Here is an 18092-nt window from a genome sequence, read left to right as displayed (position 1 = left end):
GTCTAGAGCCGTGTTGCGCTGGCGAAGATCTCGGCGATCTGGCCATGGCCGGCGGCATTGGGATGCACGTTGTCGGGAAGGATGAGCGCATCGCCGCCCTGGGCGGCCATGCGTTCGTTGACCGGCGCGTAAAAGCAGCCGAACTCGATGGCCAGCGCCCGCACCAGCGGCACGAAGGACTGGTAGGTGGCGCGGCTCTGGCCGGCGAACCCGTCCGTGCCGACAAAAAAGCCGGCATCGGGCAGATGGCTGGGGCTGCCGATGACGATGGCCTCGGGCAGGTAGCCGGCCTCGATCAGGCCATCGAGCACGGCGCGATAATCGCGCACGAAGCCGTCGGCGCCAAAACTCTGCGGCGCGCCGATATAGCGCGCATCGTTGGTGCCATAGAGGATGGCGATGAGCTCGCCGCGCTCGGTGCCGAGCAGGTCCCGAGAGAAGCGGCCGTGTCCGTTATTATCGCGCGGCGCGCCGCCGGCAGCCGGCGAGGACTGCATCACCGTGCCGCTGATGCCGCGGTTGTAGAGCCTGGCGCCCAGCCGCGAGGCGAGCCGATTGGCCCAGCGCGCCGGCATTTCGGGAATGGTCAGCCCCTCGGTGATGGAATCCCCGAAAGTGGCGAGCGAGCTCGCCTTGCCGGCCCAGCGCTCGAGAAAGCTGATCACGCAGCAGCCTCCGGAGCGGGCTCGAGGAACTCGAGCACCATAGCCGCGGTCCACGAGAAGCGGCCACCGCCGAGCGGCGTGCCGTCGCGCGGATCGTAATATTCGGCAAAGCCGGATTGTTCGATCAGCTGCAGGCTGTCGGCGGTGAGGCGCTCGGCCATCGCCACCTCGCCGGCGCGGTTGAGGCCATCGGCGATCATGTAATTGCACACCAGCCAGACCGGGCCACGCCAGTAGCGTTTCAGGTCGAAGCGCGGATCGGATGGGGCGTGGCTCGGGACGAGGTAGCGGATTTCCGCTGCTATGCCGCCGATGGTCTGGGCGATGGCCGCGGCGCGATGTGCCGGGATCGGGGCGAAAACCGGGATCAGCCCGCCGATCGACGGGCTGTCGCTGAGCGTGCCGCCGACACGATCGAGCGGCAAATACTGGCCGTGCCGGTCGCTCCACAGCCCGTCGAGCGCGGCGAGCCCCAGTTTCGCCCAGTTGCGGTTACGAGCGGCGATCTCGGGCGCGCCGAGGGCCTCGGCAAGCTCCGCTGTTTCGAGGCAGGAGCGGATCAGGATGGCGTTGAAGCCGGGATCGGCGACCTGGAACGGCGAGGCGTCGTGGGTCCGCGTCGAATCCCAGTCGAGGCCGTGGAAGTGCTGCACCAGCCACAGATAGCGGTCGTACTGCGCCTTGGTCGGGCGGGTCGCCGGATCGGCATGTTTGAGGTCGTTGCGCTCATAGGGCATGACGCCCTCGGTGGGCACGCGCTCGAACCCGTCGTCCCAGTCGATGCTGTTGTCGCGCGACTCCCAGGGGTGGATCACCGCTACGAGGCCGGTTTGGCCGGGATCGCGGGTGCGATAGAACCAGGCGTGCCAGCGGTCCAGCCCCTCGAGCAGCGGGCGGGCGCGCGTGGCGTCAGGCTGGCGACGGAACAGCTGGTGAATGGCGAAGCCGGCGATGGGCAGTTGCGTGATGCCCGAAGTCGGCGGCGTGCGGCCGGTGTCCCAGACCTCGGGGCCGGGGAAATAGGTCGGCGCCGGCTCGTGAAACACCATGTGCGGCACCATGCCGTCGGCCCACTGGTGGGCGAACAGCGTTTCCACCTCGGTCCAGGCGCGGCTCATGTCGTAGTGGCTCTGGCCGAGCGCGGTGAAGCACGAGTCCCAGTTCCACTGGAACGGGTAGAGCCCCTTGGTCGGCACCGTGTAGCTGCCGCGATCGTTTTCGCGCAGCACCTCGATGGCCTTGTCGGCAAGCGCGGAGCGGGGTGGCATCAGTTGACGGCCTTGCTGGTCTCGAGGTCGAACCAGCGCACCCGGTCAGGCTTGGGCACGAGGCTGAGCTCGTCGCCCGGGGCGACCTTGAGGTCACTGTCGAGCACGGCGCGGAACAGCTTGCCGTCGACCTCCGAGGTTACCAGCGTATGCGCGCCGAGCGGCTCGATCACCCGGGCCGTGGCCTTGAGCCCGCCGGCCGCGATGGTGAGATCTTCGGGGCGGATGGCGAATTCGAGCTTGGCGCCACCCTGCGATGGACCATCGAGGGCGATGCCGGCCACATGGTAGCGGCCATCGCCGTTCCTGGTCGCCGGCAGGAAGTTCATCGGCGGGTTACCGATGAAACTGCCGACGAAGCGGGCGGCGGGGTTGCGGTAGACTTCCACCGGCGAGGCGGCCTGCACGATGTGGCCGCCATTCATCACCGAGATGCGGTCGGCCAGCGACATGGCTTCCACCTGGTCGTGGGTGACGTAGATGGTGGTGGTCTTGGAATTGGCGAGCACGCCCTTCAGTTCGGCGCGCATTTCGAGACGCAGCAGCGCATCGAGGTTCGACAGCGGCTCGTCCATCAGGATCACGTCCGGCTCCATCGCCAGGGCCCGGGCCACCGCGACGCGCTGCCGCTGACCGCCGGAGAGCTGGCCGGAATAGCGCTTCAGCAACTGTTCGATATGCATCAGCTCGGCAGTGCGCTTGACCCGCGTATCGACTTCCGCCTGCGGCAGCTTCTTCATGCGCAGGCCGAAGGCGATGTTCTCGTAGACCGTCAGGTGCGGAAACACCGCGTAGTTCTGGAACACCATGGCGATGCCGCGCTCGCGCGGCGGCAACTGGTCGACACGCTTGCCACCGATCCACACCTCGCCCTGGGTCGGGCTTTCGAGGCCGGCGATGATGCGCAGCAATGTGGTCTTGCCGCAGCCCGAGGCGCCGAGCAGCACCATGAACTCCTGGTCGGCAATGGTCAGGTCGATCGAGTGCAGGGCCGTGAACGACCCAAAACTCTTGGCGACACCCTTGATGAGAATCTCAGCCATGGCGGGCTCAGCCTTTCTTTCTGTCGCGAGGATCGCACCGGCAAGGTCTGATCTCGCTCTAACGGTTGGCGATGCCCCACATCGCGAACATGTATTTGCGGACGGCGAAGATGAAGATCAGCGCCGGGATGACGAGGGCCGCGCCGCCGGCAAAGCGCAGATGCAGCGGCGACACGGAGAGTGATTGCAGCAGGAACGCCGTCAGCGTGCGGTTCTGCACCGTCAGCACCGAGGCGGCGAACACTTCGTTCCAGGAAATGGTGAAGGCGAAGATGGCCGAAGCGGTGATGCCGGGCAGCACCAGCGGCAGCACCACCTTGTGGAAGGCCTGCAGCCGGTTGCAGCCGAGCGTCCAGGCGGCCTCCTCGAGTTCGAGCGGAATGCCCGAAAAGATCGAGAAGGTGATCAGCACGGCGAAGGGGATGGCGAGGGTAGTGTGCACCAGCGCCAGCCCGATCGGCGTGTCGTCGAGGCCGATGCGGATGAACATCACCGCGATCGGCAGCGCCAAGAGCGGCAGCGGGAAGGCGCGGGTCATCAGCACCAGCATGCGGAAGGTCGCCTTGCCGGGGAATTCGAAGCGCGACAGCGCATAGCCGGCCGGCGCGCCAATGGCGATCGACAGGATCATCGTCAGCACCGCGACCAGCACCGAGTTCCACAGCGCCTTCAGCACCCCCTCGAACGACAGGAAGAACTGGATCGAGCCCATGTCGAAGCTGGGGACGCCCGTCTTGGGAAAGGCGGTGACCTGCTGCGGCGAGGACAGCGTGTTGACCGCCAAGAGGTAGATCGGCACCAGCACCCAGGCGCACAGCAGCACCACGCCGGCCCAGAACAGGAACTTGCCGGCCGATCCGATATCGGAGACGGCCCGCGGCTTGTCGGCAGTCGCAACGGCGCCGCTCATAGCGTGGCTCCCTTCGGGGTGCGCAGCACCCGCAGGAACACCAGCGTCGCGGCAATCGAGATGGCGAGGATGACGAGCGCGAAGGCCGCGGCGACGTTCCGGTCGTTGAGCGCGAACTGCCAGTTGAAGGTTTCACCCACCAGCACCGGCAGCGTCGTGCCGCCGAGCGCCACCACTACGGCGAAGACTTCGAATGCCGCGATGGTGCGAAGGATCAGCGCCGTCTGGATCGAGGGTCTGAGCATGGGCAGCGTCACCTTGACGAAGCGCTTCCAGGGTCCCGCGCCGAACACTTCGGCCGCCTCGTAATATTCCTTGGGGATCAGCCCCATGCCGGAGACGAGGATCACCATGACGATGGCGGTGGCGCGCCACAGTTCGGCAAGGATCACTGCGATGAAAATGACCCACAGGTTCTGGTAGCCGAGAAACAGGATCGGCTTTTCGACGATGCCGAGCCCCACCAGCATCGAGTTGAGAAAACCCGACTGCTCGAAAATGGCGAGCCAGATGATGCCCGCTGCCAGGTCCGACAGACCGAGCGGGATGGTGAAGATGTAAAGGACGGTGTTGCGCGTCGACTTGAGCTTGGCGACGACCTGCGCCATCGCCAGTGCCATGACCAGCTGCAGTGGCACCACCACGGCCGCGAGGATCACCGTGTTCCAGAAGGTCGGCCAGAACTTCCAGTTGCTGGCCATGGTCTGGAAATGCTGCATGGTGAAACCGCCATCGGTGCTGAAGGCGAGCCAGGCGATCTGCAGGAACGGCCAGAGGAAGAAGACGACCAGAAAGATCGTCGCCGGGGCCAGCAGCAGATAGGGCAATGTCTTGCTGTTCATCGTTCCGCCTCGCCGCAGCACAGGAACTGCCCGGAGCCGCAGCCCCGGGCAGTGGAGGTCCTACGGACCTTATTCGACCGGGCAGGGACCCTCGGACGGAGCGTCCGGCAGCCAGCACGGCGCGCCGGTGGTGACCATCAGCTGGCGCAGCGTCTCCGCCTGCTGGTCGAGCACCTGGCGCACGTCCTGGTTGGCGAGGACGATGCGTTCGAAGGCGTCGATATAGACCTGGTTGAACTGGCCGGCCTTGTCGCCCAGACCAACCGGCAGCAGCGCCGGCAGGGCGTCGGGCGAGCTGGTCATGGCCTGCACGGCCGGGCCGAGGGCACGGGCCGAAGCGGGCAGGTCAGCCGGCAGCGCCGCGTCGGTGGTGGGGAAGAAGTTGGTAGCGAGCAGTGTCGCGACCTGGGTCTCGGGCTGCATCATGTACTTGATGAGCTCCTTGGACTTGGCCACGTCGGGCGCGCTTTTCGGCACCGCGATACCGGCGAGCACCGGCATGAAGGCACGCCCCTTGGGACCCGACGGCGCCGGGAAGGCGACGAAGTCATCCGGCTTCTGGTTGAAGGCTTCCGACAAGCGGGCAATGTGGTCGAAGGCCAGCCAAACGTCGCCGGTCAGCAGCGGCTCCTGCATGAAGTCGTAATTGGTCGAAGCCGGATTGGTGTACTGCCAGAGTTCCTTGAACTTGCCCCAGGCCTGCTCGGCCTCGGCCGAACGGAACTTGGTGACTTCCGAGCCGGTGAAGGCCGGCAGCAGGAAGCCCTGGAAGAAGCGGTGCTTCAAACCCTTCGGACCGGCGGGGAAGCCGAACTTCGGCGAGCCGGTCTGCTCGGCGAGGTTCTTGGCCCAGGCGATCACCTGGTCGTAGGTCAGGTTGTTGACATCGGCGCCTTCGGGCAGGTACTGCAGCGCCTGCTTGTTGGCGGCCATCACGTAGTTGGCCTGCATCCAGGGCAGGAACTTCTGCTCGCTGGTGCCGAACTTGCCCAGCTCCAGGAAGGCGGGGCTGACGGCGACGCCGCTCAGGTCGACATCGGAGAGATCGACCCAGCTGTCGGCGAAGTTGGCGAGATCGCCATAGAGCCCGCCGACGACACCGATAGCGCCGGTGCCGGTTTCGGTCTCGGCCTGGATGCGGGTGATGAACGGGCCCGGCTCCTGCGGCTGGAAGTCCACGCCGCCGGGGAATGCCTTGAGCACCTGCTCGCGCATCTTCTGCGTTTCTTCGACCGGCACTGCCTGGTTCGACCAGAACAGCACCTGGGCATTGGCCGTGCTGGCCGTAAGGCCGATCGCCAGCGCGGCGATGGCGAGAGTCTTGAGTGTGCGTCTCACGTCTTGTTCCTCCCTTGTTGAACTAGAGTTTACGGGCCGTTTCGGGGACCGGTCCGTGGCTGGCACGCGCCACGAGTTTGGGCGCAATGAGCTTGGTGAGCGGTGTTGCCGGCTTCTTCTCGATGACGCTGACCAGCATGCCGGCGATCTCGCGCGCCGAGTCCCGCGTGTGGGCCTCGAAGGTGGTGAGGCCGGGCGGCGCGTAGGCAGCGGCGGTGATGTTGTCGAAGCCCACCACCGAGAGATCGCGCGGGATCGACAGACCTGCCCGCGAGGCTTCTTCCATGATGGTCAGCGCCAGTTCGTCGAACAGGCCGATCATCGCGGTCGGGCGGCGCTCGGCATGGAGCAGCGAATTGACCGCCGCCACCGTAGCGCCGCGATCGAAGCGCGGCGCGCTGGCGACATCGAGGATGACATTGGGGTCGCCGCGCCGCGAAATCGCGTCGCGCAGGCCGCGCTCGCGCAGGTGCCGGAAGGTCATCGGATCGGAGATCGAGACGAGACCGAAATGCCGGTGGCCCAACGCATAGAGCAGATCGAAGATCTCGCCGAAGGCCGAGACGCTGTCGGCATCGAGCCAGTTGAAGGCCGACGACGAGTCCAGCATGCGGCCGTGCGCGACGAACGGAAATTTGCGCTCGATCAGATAGGCGAGACGCTCGTCGGCCTCGCCGATACGCGGCACCACCATGCCATCGGCGCGACCGGACTCGACCACGTGGCGCAACACCGAGAGTTCGGAACGGCCGGCCGGCACGGTGGCGATGAACAGGTCCATGCCATGCTCGACCAGCCCTTCACCGAGACCGGTGAGGAATTCGCCGAGATAGGAGTCGATAAAGTTGGGGCCGCGCACCGGCATCACGAAGCCGACGAAGCCGGAGCGCCCGGAGACCAGCTGGCGGGCCGCCATATTGGGAACATAGCCATACTGCCGCGCCGCTTCGGTGACGCGCTCGCGCGTCTTCAGCGCTATCGCCGTATCGCCCGAAAGGGCGCGGGACACCGTGCCGACGGAGATGTCGAGCCTCGCCGCCAATTCGCGGAGTGTCAAACCTGCCAACTGCGCTCCTCCCTGAACTCGGAGATAGTTTTAAACGTTATCAGCAGCATTGCAAACGTTTTAAATTTGACGCGGATCGCGGATTAAACATGAGTATGTATATCAAGTTAATTTGACCGGAGGCTCTGCTGACCGCTATGGAGCGGTGGCCGGCCACCTTGCTGTGGAGCAGACATTGAGGCCGCCGCCGCGGATGGCATCGAACGGATCGAGGAATGATGACGACCCCAAAGCCCACCCCCGAGTTTCGCGCCGGTGCCGCGCTCTTCCTCACCGGCCGGTTTGTCGGGGCCTCCGACCAGGTGAGGTTCGCCAGTGCCGTAGAGACGGCGTTGGCCGCCGAAGCCGAGGGGTTTGACGACCTCTGGGCCACCGAACACCATTACCTGCGCGAGCAGAGTCCATCGGCCCTGACGCTCGCCGCGTACCTGTTGGGCCGTACCACCCGGGTCCGTGTCGGCACCGCCGTCACCATGTTGCCCGTGCACAGTCCGGTGCATGTAGCCGAGCAGGCCGCCCTGCTCGACCAACTGTCGGGCGGCCGGTTCGATCTCGGACTTGGTCGCGGCGCCGAGACCGTCGAATACGAAGTGATGTCCAGCCTCACGCACTACAATCACGGCATGGCTGAAGCGCTCGATCTGCTGCTGGCGAGTTTTGCCGGCTCGGTGGCGGCCGATACCGAGCTCTACAGGTTCCGGCGCGTCTCGCCCCAGCCCCGCCCGCTTACGTCGCCACACCCGCCGATCCTGATGGCAACCGAGTCGGACAGCTCGCTGGCGCTGGCGGCGCGCCACGGCTTCAACTGCATGTTCTTTTTCAACCACGGGCGGGATGCGGAGGCGCTCGCCGAGCTGTCAGGCCGGCACGCGGCGATCGCCGCCGAGCACGGTCACCCCGGCCCATGGCATCACACAGTCCTGGTATACGCCCAGGTCGCCGACACCGATGCCGAGGCGGCCGAGATCATTCGCGGGCCTCTGCTTCAGGGCATGACGACGACCGGAGCCGAGTACATCTTTCTGCAGGAGACGGTGCGGCAGAACCCGGACCGCGGACCGCGCATCGAGCACATCGTCGCCCAGCACGCCGTCGGCACGCCTCAGACCTGCGCCGAACGGTTGGTCGGCATCGTCGAGACGTCGGGCATTGGCCGGGTGATCCTTGCCGTCGAAGCTGCCGGCACGCCGGACGGGGCGCTCGACAACGTCCGGCGGCTCGGACGCGAGGTGCTGCCGCTGGTGCGCGACAGATTGGCTTAGAAGCTGCCGATAGCCTGGCGGGGCGTCGCGTCCCCGCGCCGCGCACTCGACTGCCGCGCCACCACCAGGCACTTGAGGATCCGCCGTTCGGTTTCGCTGCCCTTGCCGTGCACCAGCTGATCCAGCATGTTGGCGCCCTGCCAGCCGAGGTCGTAATAGGGCAGGGCCACCGTGGTCAGCTCGGGCTTGAGGCCGAGCGACACCGTCCGGAAATCGTCGAAGCCGACAATGGTGATGTCGTCGGGCACGCGCAGACCGAGGGACAGCGCGGCGAGGTATGCCTGCAGCGCCATCTCATCATTGCCGCAGACCAGCGCTGTCGGGCGATCGGGCATCGACAGCATGTCGAGCGCCTCCCGATAGACGTAGTTGGTCTCGCGCCCGACCGGCCCCTCCATCCCCAAGCGGATGACCAGGTCACTTTCCGCGATGCCGCCGGCCTGCGCCGCAGTGAGGAAGGCATCGAGCCGCTGATTGGCGCCCAGCAGCAGGGGATTCAGCCGGATATAGCCGATGCGGCGATGGCCAAGCGCGATCAGGTGCTCCGTGAGGGCATAGGACCCGCCGAAATCATCCGGCTCGATCGATGGATAGACGTAGCCGTCCTCGGGATGCGAGTTGACCAGCACCGTCGGGATCGACACCTCGCCCGCCGCCGGCACCACCACCCGGTGATACATCGCGACATAGAGCACGCCGTCGATGCGGTGCGCCTTGAAGGTGCGCCACACATTGGTTTCCCGCGTTGGGTCGCCATCGGTGTTGGCCAGCAGCACGGTGCGGCCATTGGCGCCGGCCCAGTCCTGCACGCCCCGGACGATATCGCCCGAGTAGGGCGTCGTCGAAATGAAGTCGGTTATGATGCCGATGATGTTGGTGCGATTCGAGCGGATGCTGCGGGCCGCGAGGTTGGGGATATAGCCGAGATCGGCGATCGCCAGCTGTACCTTCTCGATCGTGTCAGCGGTGACGTTGGGCTCGCCGTTGACCACACGGGACACGGTTTTGTCCGAGACGCCGGCCACCCGAGCGACATCCTTGATGCTGACCATCCACCTTCCCCCATACGCGCTGGCAACTCTATCGGCCCGGCAAGTGAGCCGCAACCGACAACGTCGACATTCATCATGTCGACGATGTCATTTCAATTGACGACGTCGACATTGCTGAATATGGTCCGGCTGCTCCGGGTCGTTCTCCGTGAGCCGAAATTGAGGAGGGGACATGAACAAGACGCTATTCGGCGCGGTCGCCGCGCTTTGCCTCGCAACATCCGCGGCGCAGGCCGAAGCCATCACCGTACTGGTTGAAGGTGGCGGCCATTCGCTGCAGCAGGCCGCTGCCGATGCCTTCACCAAGGAAACCGGCATTGAGGTCAACTTCGTCGAGGTGCCCTATCAGGGGGTGTTCGACAAGCTGACCGCCGAGATCGCTTCGGGGACCTCGAACTACGATGTGGCGACCATCGACGTGGTCTGGAACGCCGCCTTCGCATCGCATGTCGAGGATCTGAGCGATCTCTTCACCGATGCGGTGAAGGCCGACATTCCGCCGGCCCTGCTCGCCGACGCCACTGTCGGCGGCAAGCTGATCGCCATGCCCGCCTGGGCCAACGCCGAGATCGTCTTCTATCGCAAGGACCTGTGGGAAGACCCGGCCAACCAGGCGGCCTTCAAAACCCAGTATGGCTACGACCTGGTTCCGCCGGCCGACTGGCAGCAGTGGCGCGACATGGCCAAGTTCTTCACCAAGGACGGCATGTTTGGCACCGACGTGATCGGCGCCACCTCGGAAGAATGGATGGCCGAGGTGCTGCAGGCTGGCTCGCCGGGTGTGATCCTCGATGACGCGGGCCAGGTCATCCTCGACAACCAGGCTCATATCGACGCGCTGGTGAACTACCGGGCGCCGCTCTGCGAAGATAAATCAGCGCCCGACAATGCGCTCGAAATCAACTGGGGCGAGGCGCAGAACCTGTTCTACCAGGGCCAGACCGCCATGATGAAGTTCTGGGCCCACGCCTACAAGATGACCCCCGAAGACAGCAAGATTGCCGGCAAGGTCGGTGTCGCGCCGATGATCGGTGGTTCGGCGGGCGTCGCCGGCATCCCCGGCCCCTGGTACAACGTCATTCCTTCGACCTCTGAGCATAAGGACGCGGCCCGGCAGTTCATCGCTTTTGCCATCGCCCACAACGCGCTGGGCATCGAAGCCCCGCTCGGGCTGGCCGCCACCAACTCGGCCTATGCCACCTACACCGATAAGCCCGGCTACGAGCATTTCGGGCCGCTGCTCGCCACGCTGTCGGCGCCGGCAACCAAGGGCCGGCCGATCAACGAGCACTATCAGGAGCTGGTCGACGAAGCCGTGATGCCCGCCTTCCAGGGCGCCCTCGAATGCGAGGACAATGTCGCCGAACTGCTGCACGATGCGGCGGCCACCGCGCGCGATATCCTCGGCCAATAAACTCCAGCAGCTTGCGGGACCGAGGCGGCGATCCGCCTTGGTCCCAGTTGATCAACGGGAGGGAGCATGACCGAACGCAGGTTCGTGCTGCTTATGCTGATGCCGGCCATGCTGTTCCTGGGGCTCCTCGTGGTCTACCCCGTGGCGCTGCTGGTCTACAATTCGTTCTTCGACGTCAAACTGATCGATCCGGCGAGCCGCGTCTTTGTCGGGCTGGCGAACTATGTCGAAGCACTCACGTCGAAGCGTATTCTTGAGTCCGCCGTGCGGACGCTCAAGTACTCGGTATTCGCGTTGTTCTTCGAGCTGGTGTTCGGCCTCGGCGCGGCGCTGCTGTTTGCCGCGATCGCCAGGCATTCGCATTGGCACCGCACCATCTTCGCGCTGCCGCTGATGATTTCGCCGATCGTCGCGGGCCTCTTGTGGCGGTTTCTGCTCGTCGGCAATATCGGCATCCTCAACTATGGGCTCGCCGCGCTCGGCATCATCCCCGATCCCGGCGCCATCAAGTGGCTGTCCGACACCGACATCGTCATCTACTCGGTGGCGGCCGCCGATATCTGGCTGACCACCTCGTTCGTCGCGCTGGTCAGCTATGCCGGCCTGATGAACATCCCGCGCGACGTGCTCGAGGCGGCGCGGATCGACGGCACCAACGCCATCAACCGGTTCTGGTACATCACCCTGCCGATGCTGCGCCCGGTGCTGGCGGTGGTTGTGGTGGTCCGCGGCATCGACGCCCTCAAGACCTTCGACCTGATCTGGATCCAGACCCAGGGCGGGCCGCGCCAGCAGAGCGAAGTGCTGTCGATGAACATCTACCAGCGCATGGTGCGCTATGGCGATCTCGGCCAGGCCTCGGCCACCGCGACGCTGTTTCTGCTGGTGATGATCGGTATCGCCGGCCTTGCCTACTGGAAGATCTGGAGAGCCGACCGTGTCTGATCGCGCCCCCTACGATCTCGGCAAGGTCATCATCCATGCGGTGGCGCTGCTGCTGGTGCTGTCCTATGCGCTACCATACCTCTACCTCGTCTCGACGGCGCTGAAGCCGGCGGTCGACGTCCAGCAGATCCCGCCCTCTTTCTTCCCGCAGCGGCTGTCCCTCGAGAATTTCACCAGCGTCATCGGGACCGTCGGGCTGCCGGAAGCGTTCCTGAACTCCGCCATCGTCGCGGTTCTGACGACGCTGCTGTCGCTCGTGATCGCGGTTCCCGCCGCCTATGTCTCGGCGCTCTATCGCCGGCGGCTCACCATGCTGTTCATGCTGTTTGCGCTGATCACCCGCATGGTGCCGGCGGTGTCGCTGGGCGTACCGCTGTTCCAGATCATGAAGACGCTGGGCTTGCTGGACACCACCATTGGTCTGGTCCTCGCCCACACTTCCACCGCCGTTCCCCTCGCCATGCTGCTGATGGCGGCGTTCTTCGAAGGCGTGCCGAAGGAGCTGGAGGAAGCGGCCCGGGTGGATGGCTGCACCCGCTTCGGGGCCTTCTGGCACATCGTCCTGCCGGTGATGCCGAGCGGCATCGCCATCACCGCGCTGTTCAGTTTCATCGCCAGCTGGAACGAGTTTCTCTACGCCCTGCTGCTGACCTCCGAGAGCAGCAAGACGGCGCCGATCGTCATCGCGGAGTTCAACTCCGTCTATGGCCTCGCCTGGGGCCCGATGACCGCCGCCGCCGTCCTCTATTCGCTCCCCGTCATCCTCGTCACCCTCCTCCTGCAAAAGCAGATTGTCGGCGGGCTGACCTTCGGCGCCGTGAAAGGCTAGTCCCATGGCAAGCATCGAACTCGACCAGCTCAGCAGGGGCCATGACGGGCCGAGCGCTAACATCTACAGCGTGACCGAGTGGCCCGCCGGCAATCCGCACGAAGACATCGGGGCGGTGATCAACAGCATCATTGCCGACATCAAGCGGCGGCAGGCGGCGCCCGATGTCAACGACGGCGGCAAGCCCGGCGCCGTCATCTACATCCCGCCCGGCGATTTCCGCCTGCGCACCCAGGTCCGCATCGACATCAGCTTCCTGCGCATCGTCGGATCGGGGCACGGCTTCACCTCGTCGAGCATTCGCTTCAATACGCCGAGGCGTGAGCTCGAGCAGTGGCACGAAATCTGGCCCGGCGGCAGCCGCATCCTCGTCGATCTCGTCGGGCCAGCCGGCGACGGCGCCGCCGCTGCGGCGTTCCTGGTGCAGCGTGCTGGCAATCCTCGCATCAGCTCGGTCGAGTTTGCCGATTTCTGCATCGATGGCCTGCATTTCACCGACGCCTCGAACGGCGACGCGGAGAATTCCTACCGAAACGGCAAGACCGGCATTCACATCGCCAGTGCCAACGACTCGTTTCGCATCACCGGCATGGGCCTCGTCTACCTCGAGCACGGCGTCGTGTCGTACCAGGCCGACGCCTCCACCATCGACAACAACTTCATCGCCGAATGCGGCAACTGCATCGAGCTCAGGGGCATGGGGCAGGCCTCGAAGATCACCAACAACCTGATCGGCGCCGGCTATGCCGGACACTCTATCTACGCCGAAAATTTTGGTGGCCTGCTGGTCTCCGGCAACAACGTCTTCCCGCGCGGGCGCAGCAGCATCGCGTTCTCGGGCGTCGTCCGCTCGTCCATTACCGGCAACCGGCTGCACGCCTTCTACCCCGGCATGCTGGTCTTCTCCGGCAATTGCTCGGAGAACCTGATTGCCTCCAATCACTTCCTCCGCGATCACGAGCCCTGGGCGCCGATGACGCGGTATGACAATGGGCGGGATGACCAGTTCGGCCTGCTGCATTTGAGCGGCGACAACAACTCGGTCATCGCCAACCATATCTCGGCCTCGATCGATACCCGGTTCCTGAAGCCCGCCAACGAGAAACCCGTGATCATCCGGATCGTCTCAGGCACCGGCAACTATGTCGCCAACAACCACATCGTGGCGACGACCGAGCGAGCGCCCGAGAACGATGCACCCAACAGCGATTGCTTTGCGACGCAGGTCGAGGCCATCCTCTCAACCAGGAACCTCACTGCCCTCGAGGTGATCGCCGTGCAGGTCGAGCCGGGGTCCACCGGGAACACCATTCTTGATTCCGGCAGCGACACTCAGGTGCTGCTCGATAGGTCGGTGAATGCCTTTCGCGGCACGCCGGTACCGGGGCGGGCCGGAGCGCAAAGCAGCCCTCGAGTCGACAATTGAAATCCCCCGTCACCCTTCCCGCCGGCTACCGGCTCGAGTTCTGGGCGCGCGGCCCGGGGGCGATCCGCATTGTGCAGGGCGAGGCCCTGCTCTGGCAGGTTCCGGCGTTCCCCGGCTATGTCGACTTCTTCAGCTACCAGCACCGCGAGGCCGGCAGCGTCGCCGTCGAATGTCAGAGCTCCGAGGCCATTCTCTGGGCCTATGGCTACGATCCGGCCACCGTGACCGAGACCGGCATCACCCTCTGGGAGTTCAGCGAAGACGGGCTGACGCTGCGGAGCAAGCTTGAGATCGAGGCCGCGATGCGGTCCGATCCGGCACGGCCGATCATGCACTTTTCGCCACCCCGCCAGTGGATGAACGACCCGAACGGGCTCTGCAGGATCGGCGACACCTGGCACCTGTTCTACCAGTTTCACCCTGCCGGCACCGACTGGGGCCCGATGCACTGGGGCCACGCCGTCAGCACCGACCTGTTCAACTGGACCCACCTGCCGGTGTTCCTCCACCCCGAGCAGAACCTCTGGCGGCTCGGGGCCAGCGGCGGCGCCTTTTCCGGCTCGGCCTTTGCCGACCGCGACGGCAGCCGCATGTTCTTTTACACCGAACGCCTGCCGGCCTATGACCTGTTCGCGGGTTATCGCGAGGTGCAGAAGCTGGTCCGGCCGGGGCGGGATGTGCTGCGCGCCGGCAGCTCCGACACCGTGCTTGCGCTCCGTCCCGACGGGCAGGGCGTCGCGCACGATTTCCGCGACCCCAAAGTCTGGTGGGATGCGGCGGCGGGCGCCTACCGCATGGTGCTCGGTGCAGCGATACACGGCGATCCCGCCGTGCTGCTCTATGGTTCGGACAGCCTCAGCGACTGGACCTATCTCGGCCCGCTCTATCGGGCCCCGGCGCACTATCGGGAGAACGGCGCCCGGGCGGTCGAGTGCCCCGATTTCTTCCCGCTTAATGGCAAGTGGGTCATGGTCATGGGTTTTGTCGGCTACACCGAACCGGCGACTGGCCGTCATAACCTGTTGTACGCCCGCATCGGCGATTTCAGGAACGATCGCTTCGTCCCCGATGCCGACGACTTGCAGGTCCTCGACTTCGGCACCGATTTTTACGCCATGCAGAGTTTCGAGGCCGAGGGCCGCCAGATCGCCTTCGCCTGGCTGTTCAACTGGCAATCCCGCAAGCCGCCTGGCTCGCCCTACTCCGGCGAGATGTCGCTGCCGCGCGAACTCGGCCTCGATGGCTCCGGGCGGCTGGTCATGCAACCGGTGGCCGAACTGGATAGCGCTTGGCCGGTATCTCTCCTCAATAGCGAGCCGGATGGGAGCGTCCTGCTGCGGGACGCCCCATTCGAGCTCCGCCTGACCGGCAGTCTCGACGGCACAAAGATCGTCGCGACGCAGGGTGGTGCTCTCTCCTTCGAGCTATCGGTGTCGGACGATCGCCTTGCGGTTCGACTGGCTGAGGATGATGGCAAGATCCGCTACGAGGCCACGTGCGGGTCGGCAACGGATCTCCGCGTCATCTACGACCGCGGCATCCTCGAGGTGTTCGCCGACAACGGCGCCATCTGCGGCACGCGGCGCAGCTACTCCAACATCGGTCCGGATCGTGTGGAAGTCACCTCCGCCGCCCAGTTCACAGTGTCCGAGCGGCGGGCGGTTCGGTAGCCCTGATTATCGGCCGCTGTGGCCCTGCACCTGACCGTCCCGACCCAGCCCAGCGCCAGGTTGGCGCAGCTTGGCAATGGTCCGCCCTTTGGCCAAAGCATGTGTTGACCAGAGGCAAGGGCGGCCCTACCAATCATCGCATGAAGATCGAAAACGGCTTCGTTGTAGTAGGTGGGCGCATGGGCACGGCAGCGTAGCTGCCAGGCGGAAGCACCCGTGCGCGGTAAGTTCAGCCCCTAGCGGGGCTTTTTTATTGCCCGCTCACTCTCCAGGCGATCATCATCATGCCAAATCCGTTACGCGGACCTCGCTTGTCCACGCTGATCCTGCTGTCGGCGCTTGCAATTCTTCCGATCAATTTCTTCCTGCCGTCCCTCCCCGGCATGGCCGCCGAGTTCGGCGTGGATTATGGGATCATGGGCCTTTCGCTGGCGGCCTACGCCGGGGTGTCGGCGTGCCTTCAACTGGCCCTTGGCCCCCTTTCCGACCGGTTCGGTCGCCGCCCCGTGATCCTCTGGGCACTGACGATTTTCATTGCGGCGACGGTCGGCTGCGCCGTGGCGCCCGACGCGTGGAGCTTCCTCGTCTGCCGAATGGTCCAGGCCGTGATCGCGCCAACCTATGCGGTGTCGCTCGCGGTGATCCGCGACACCACCAGCAGGGACGAGGCAGCAGGTCGGTTTGGCTATTTGGCCATGGCCTGGGCCATAGCGCCGATGCTCGGCCCAACGGTTGGCGGACTCCTCGATCAGGTGCTCGGTTGGAGAGCTGGTTTTTACGCTCTGGCACTCTTCGGCGCTGCGGTTCTGAGCTTGTGCTGGACCAATCTGCCCGAAACGAACCGTGCCCCTTCGAACATCATGGCGGAACAGTATCGGGCCTATCCTGAACTTCTCGGCTCCAAGCTCTTCTGGGCCTATTGCGTCTGCATGGCCTTCTCGGTTGGTGCGTTCTATGCCTTCCTTGCTGGCGCTCCGCTGGCTGCCGGGGCCTTCGATCTGTCGCCAGCAGTCCTCGGCCTTTACATGGGCTCGATCACCGGCGGCTTCATGGCCGGCAGCTTTCTGGCCGGACGGCTCGCCGGCAGGTTGCCGGTGACCACGATTTTGGTTGCGGGACGGGTCGTGGCCTGCGCCGGTCTCCTGTTCGGCCTCATCCTGTACGCCGCCGGCATCGGTCATGTCCTGGCCCTGTTCGGGCCCTGCCTGTTCGTTGGCGTGTCGAACGGCCTGACGCAACCGAGCGCCAGCGCCGGGGCGATTTCGGTTCGCTCAACCCACACGGGAAGTGCCGCCGGTCTCGCTGGTGCGACTACCGTCGCCGGGGCCTCCCTCATGGCAGCGTTTGCGGGCGCGGTTTTGACGGTTGGGAATGCCCGGTCCGGCCTGCTGCTCGTGATGCTTGCCTCTGCGGTTGTCGCCCTGGGCGCAGCCCTGCTCGTCCGCCATCTCGAAGGCACTGTGCCCAGGACAACATAGGAACGCGAGCGGAGGGCAAGGGTGGCTTTCTGGCGTTCATCGGCATTGTTGTCCTGGTTGAGGCGGCGCCTCACCGATCGAGGCGCCGCACCGGAGCGCGTAGCCGAGTCTAGATCGGCTCGCTCGCCAGGGCTCCCGGCTGCTGGACGCCGCCGCGCAGGCCGAAAGCGGCTATCGCGCCGATCGCGGTAAACAGTGCAGCGCAACCGATCACCGCCTGGAACCCGGCGGTGAAGGCGTCCGGGCCCTGGTAACTGCCGAAAGCCGAGAACACGCTCGCCGTGATGGCCACGCCGAAGGCGCCGCCGATGAACTGGCTCATCGAAAAGGCCCCGGACGCTTTGCCGATATCGGCCGGCCGTACCGTTCGCATGATGCCGCTCTGCAGCGAGGGCATGGCCATCGAGACGCCCACGCCCATCAGCACCAATGCCGGAGCCATTTCGCCCAGCGACAATCCGACGCTGGCGGTGAGGCCGAGCCAGGCCAGCCCGATGGTGTTGAGCGCGAGGCCAGTGACGACCAGTCGCCGCTCGCCGAGGCGGTTGACCAGCGACCCGGCAATTGGCGCCGTGAAGAACAGCGTCGCCGTCCAGGGGAGCAGTCGCAACCCGGCCTCCATCGCCCCAAAACCCTGCGCCACCTGCAGGAACTGGGTGATGAAGAACAGCGTGGCGTAAAGCGCCCCATAGAGGCAGAAGGCGGTGATCAACCCGGCGCCGAAGCCCTTGGCGGCGAAGAGCCGCGGCGGCACGATCGGATCGGCGGCTCGGCGCACCCAGAACACGAAGCCGAGCAGCAGCGCCACGGCGAGGCCGATGCTCGCCAGCACTTCCGCGCTGCCCCAGCCGATCTCGTTGCCCCGCATCAGAGACCACGCGTCC

General features: G+C 65.4%; 16 protein-coding genes. 7 read left to right on the top strand and 9 right to left on the bottom strand.

The annotated features are described in order from the left end of the window. Positions 1-2: 2 nt before the first annotated feature. The 7 genes from VW23_RS00410 to VW23_RS00380 form a co-directional block, all read right to left on the bottom strand. A complete protein-coding gene (locus VW23_RS00410) occupies positions 3-665 on the bottom strand; it encodes an SGNH/GDSL hydrolase family protein (RefSeq protein ID WP_069907629.1) in 663 nt (220 codons plus the stop codon). Continuing rightward, positions 662-1933, bottom strand: coding sequence for an amylo-alpha-1,6-glucosidase (locus VW23_RS00405; RefSeq protein WP_069907628.1), 1272 nt, complete (start codon positions 1931-1933; stop codon positions 662-664). Before VW23_RS00405 ends, VW23_RS00410 begins: the two co-directional genes overlap by 4 nt. Next, complete coding sequence (locus tag VW23_RS00400) at positions 1933-2976, bottom strand: ABC transporter ATP-binding protein (protein WP_069907627.1); 1044 nt, start codon at positions 2974-2976, stop codon at positions 1933-1935. The genes VW23_RS00405 and VW23_RS00400 overlap by 1 nt, the downstream gene beginning before the upstream one ends. Positions 2977-3034: 58 nt before the next feature. Then, positions 3035-3886 carry a carbohydrate ABC transporter permease gene (locus tag VW23_RS00395; protein WP_069907626.1) on the bottom strand — a complete coding sequence of 284 codons (852 nt, stop codon included), beginning with the start codon at positions 3884-3886 and terminating at the stop codon, positions 3035-3037. Further along, positions 3883-4728, bottom strand: a complete 846-nt coding sequence (locus tag VW23_RS00390; protein ID WP_069907625.1) for a carbohydrate ABC transporter permease — start codon at positions 4726-4728, stop codon at positions 3883-3885. The genes VW23_RS00395 and VW23_RS00390 overlap by 4 nt, the downstream gene beginning before the upstream one ends. A gap of 69 nt (positions 4729-4797) precedes the next feature. Further along, positions 4798-6066 carry an ABC transporter substrate-binding protein gene (locus tag VW23_RS00385; protein WP_069907624.1) on the bottom strand — a complete coding sequence of 423 codons (1269 nt, stop codon included), beginning with the start codon at positions 6064-6066 and terminating at the stop codon, positions 4798-4800. A 22-nt stretch (positions 6067-6088) separates the two neighbouring features. Then, the gene (locus tag VW23_RS00380; protein WP_069907623.1) at positions 6089-7132 is read right to left on the bottom strand and encodes a LacI family DNA-binding transcriptional regulator; all 1044 of its coding nucleotides are present in this window, start codon (positions 7130-7132) and stop codon (positions 6089-6091) included. 215 nt (positions 7133-7347) lie between these two features. Between VW23_RS00380 and VW23_RS00375 the strand changes: the two genes are divergently transcribed. Continuing rightward, positions 7348-8394, top strand: coding sequence for an LLM class flavin-dependent oxidoreductase (locus tag VW23_RS00375; protein WP_084645387.1), 1047 nt, complete (start codon positions 7348-7350; stop codon positions 8392-8394). Here the strand turns inward: VW23_RS00375 and VW23_RS00370 are convergent. Then, the gene (locus VW23_RS00370; protein WP_069907622.1) at positions 8391-9446 is read right to left on the bottom strand and encodes a LacI family DNA-binding transcriptional regulator; all 1056 of its coding nucleotides are present in this window, start codon (positions 9444-9446) and stop codon (positions 8391-8393) included. The two genes, VW23_RS00375 and VW23_RS00370, sit on opposite strands and share 4 nt — an antisense overlap. Before the next feature lie 172 nt (positions 9447-9618). On the opposite strand from VW23_RS00370, the gene VW23_RS00365 reads away from it, so the two are divergent. The 6 genes from VW23_RS00365 to VW23_RS00340 all read left to right on the top strand — a co-directional run bounded on the left by VW23_RS00365 (position 9619) and on the right by VW23_RS00340 (position 17208). Continuing rightward, positions 9619-10860: an ABC transporter substrate-binding protein gene (locus VW23_RS00365; protein ID WP_069907621.1), complete on the top strand. Its 1242-nt coding sequence runs from the start codon at positions 9619-9621 to the stop codon at positions 10858-10860. Positions 10861-10926: 66 nt separating this feature from the next. After that, positions 10927-11805 carry a carbohydrate ABC transporter permease gene (locus VW23_RS00360; protein ID WP_069907620.1) on the top strand — a complete coding sequence of 293 codons (879 nt, stop codon included), beginning with the start codon at positions 10927-10929 and terminating at the stop codon, positions 11803-11805. Next, complete coding sequence (locus VW23_RS00355) at positions 11798-12634, top strand: carbohydrate ABC transporter permease (protein WP_069907619.1); 837 nt, start codon at positions 11798-11800, stop codon at positions 12632-12634. The genes VW23_RS00360 and VW23_RS00355 overlap by 8 nt, the downstream gene beginning before the upstream one ends. A gap of 4 nt (positions 12635-12638) precedes the next feature. Beyond that, a complete protein-coding gene (locus VW23_RS00350) occupies positions 12639-14060 on the top strand; it encodes a NosD domain-containing protein (RefSeq protein ID WP_069907618.1) in 1422 nt (473 codons plus the stop codon). Next, entirely contained in the window at positions 14057-15730 is a 1674-nt protein-coding gene (locus tag VW23_RS00345) for a glycoside hydrolase family 32 protein (protein ID WP_069907617.1), read from the top strand. Before VW23_RS00350 ends, VW23_RS00345 begins: the two co-directional genes overlap by 4 nt. A gap of 311 nt (positions 15731-16041) precedes the next feature. Beyond that, positions 16042-17208 carry an MFS transporter gene (locus VW23_RS00340; protein WP_201787990.1) on the top strand — a complete coding sequence of 389 codons (1167 nt, stop codon included), beginning with the start codon at positions 16042-16044 and terminating at the stop codon, positions 17206-17208. Positions 17209-17317: 109 nt separating this feature from the next. Here the strand turns inward: VW23_RS00340 and VW23_RS00335 are convergent. Continuing rightward, on the bottom strand, positions 17318-18092 hold a 775-nt coding region (locus VW23_RS00335), incomplete at its 5' end, for an MFS transporter (RefSeq protein WP_210184491.1).

The organism is Devosia insulae DS-56 (genome assembly GCF_000970465.2).
Classification (GTDB): domain Bacteria; phylum Pseudomonadota; class Alphaproteobacteria; order Rhizobiales; family Devosiaceae; genus Devosia_A; species Devosia_A insulae.
This window is presented reverse-complemented; position numbering and strand designations above follow the sequence as displayed.

Excerpts from the sequence above, each read along its gene's own strand:
- VW23_RS00360 (WP_069907620.1), top strand. The coding sequence starts at position 10,927 with ATGACCGAACGCAGGTTCGTGCTGCTTATGCTGATGCCGGCCATGCTG.
- VW23_RS00390 (WP_069907625.1), bottom strand. The coding sequence starts at position 4,728 with ATGAACAGCAAGACATTGCCCTATCTGCTGCTGGCCCCGGCGACGATC.
- VW23_RS00400 (WP_069907627.1), bottom strand. The coding sequence starts at position 2,976 with ATGGCTGAGATTCTCATCAAGGGTGTCGCCAAGAGTTTTGGGTCGTTC.
- VW23_RS00370 (WP_069907622.1), bottom strand. The coding sequence starts at position 9,446 with ATGGTCAGCATCAAGGATGTCGCTCGGGTGGCCGGCGTCTCGGACAAA.
- VW23_RS00375 (WP_084645387.1), top strand. The coding sequence starts at position 7,348 with ATGATGACGACCCCAAAGCCCACCCCCGAGTTTCGCGCCGGTGCCGCG.
- VW23_RS00350 (WP_069907618.1), top strand. The coding sequence starts at position 12,639 with ATGGCAAGCATCGAACTCGACCAGCTCAGCAGGGGCCATGACGGGCCG.
- VW23_RS00405 (WP_069907628.1), bottom strand. The coding sequence starts at position 1,933 with ATGCCACCCCGCTCCGCGCTTGCCGACAAGGCCATCGAGGTGCTGCGC.
- VW23_RS00395 (WP_069907626.1), bottom strand. The coding sequence starts at position 3,886 with ATGAGCGGCGCCGTTGCGACTGCCGACAAGCCGCGGGCCGTCTCCGAT.
- VW23_RS00365 (WP_069907621.1), top strand. The coding sequence starts at position 9,619 with ATGAACAAGACGCTATTCGGCGCGGTCGCCGCGCTTTGCCTCGCAACA.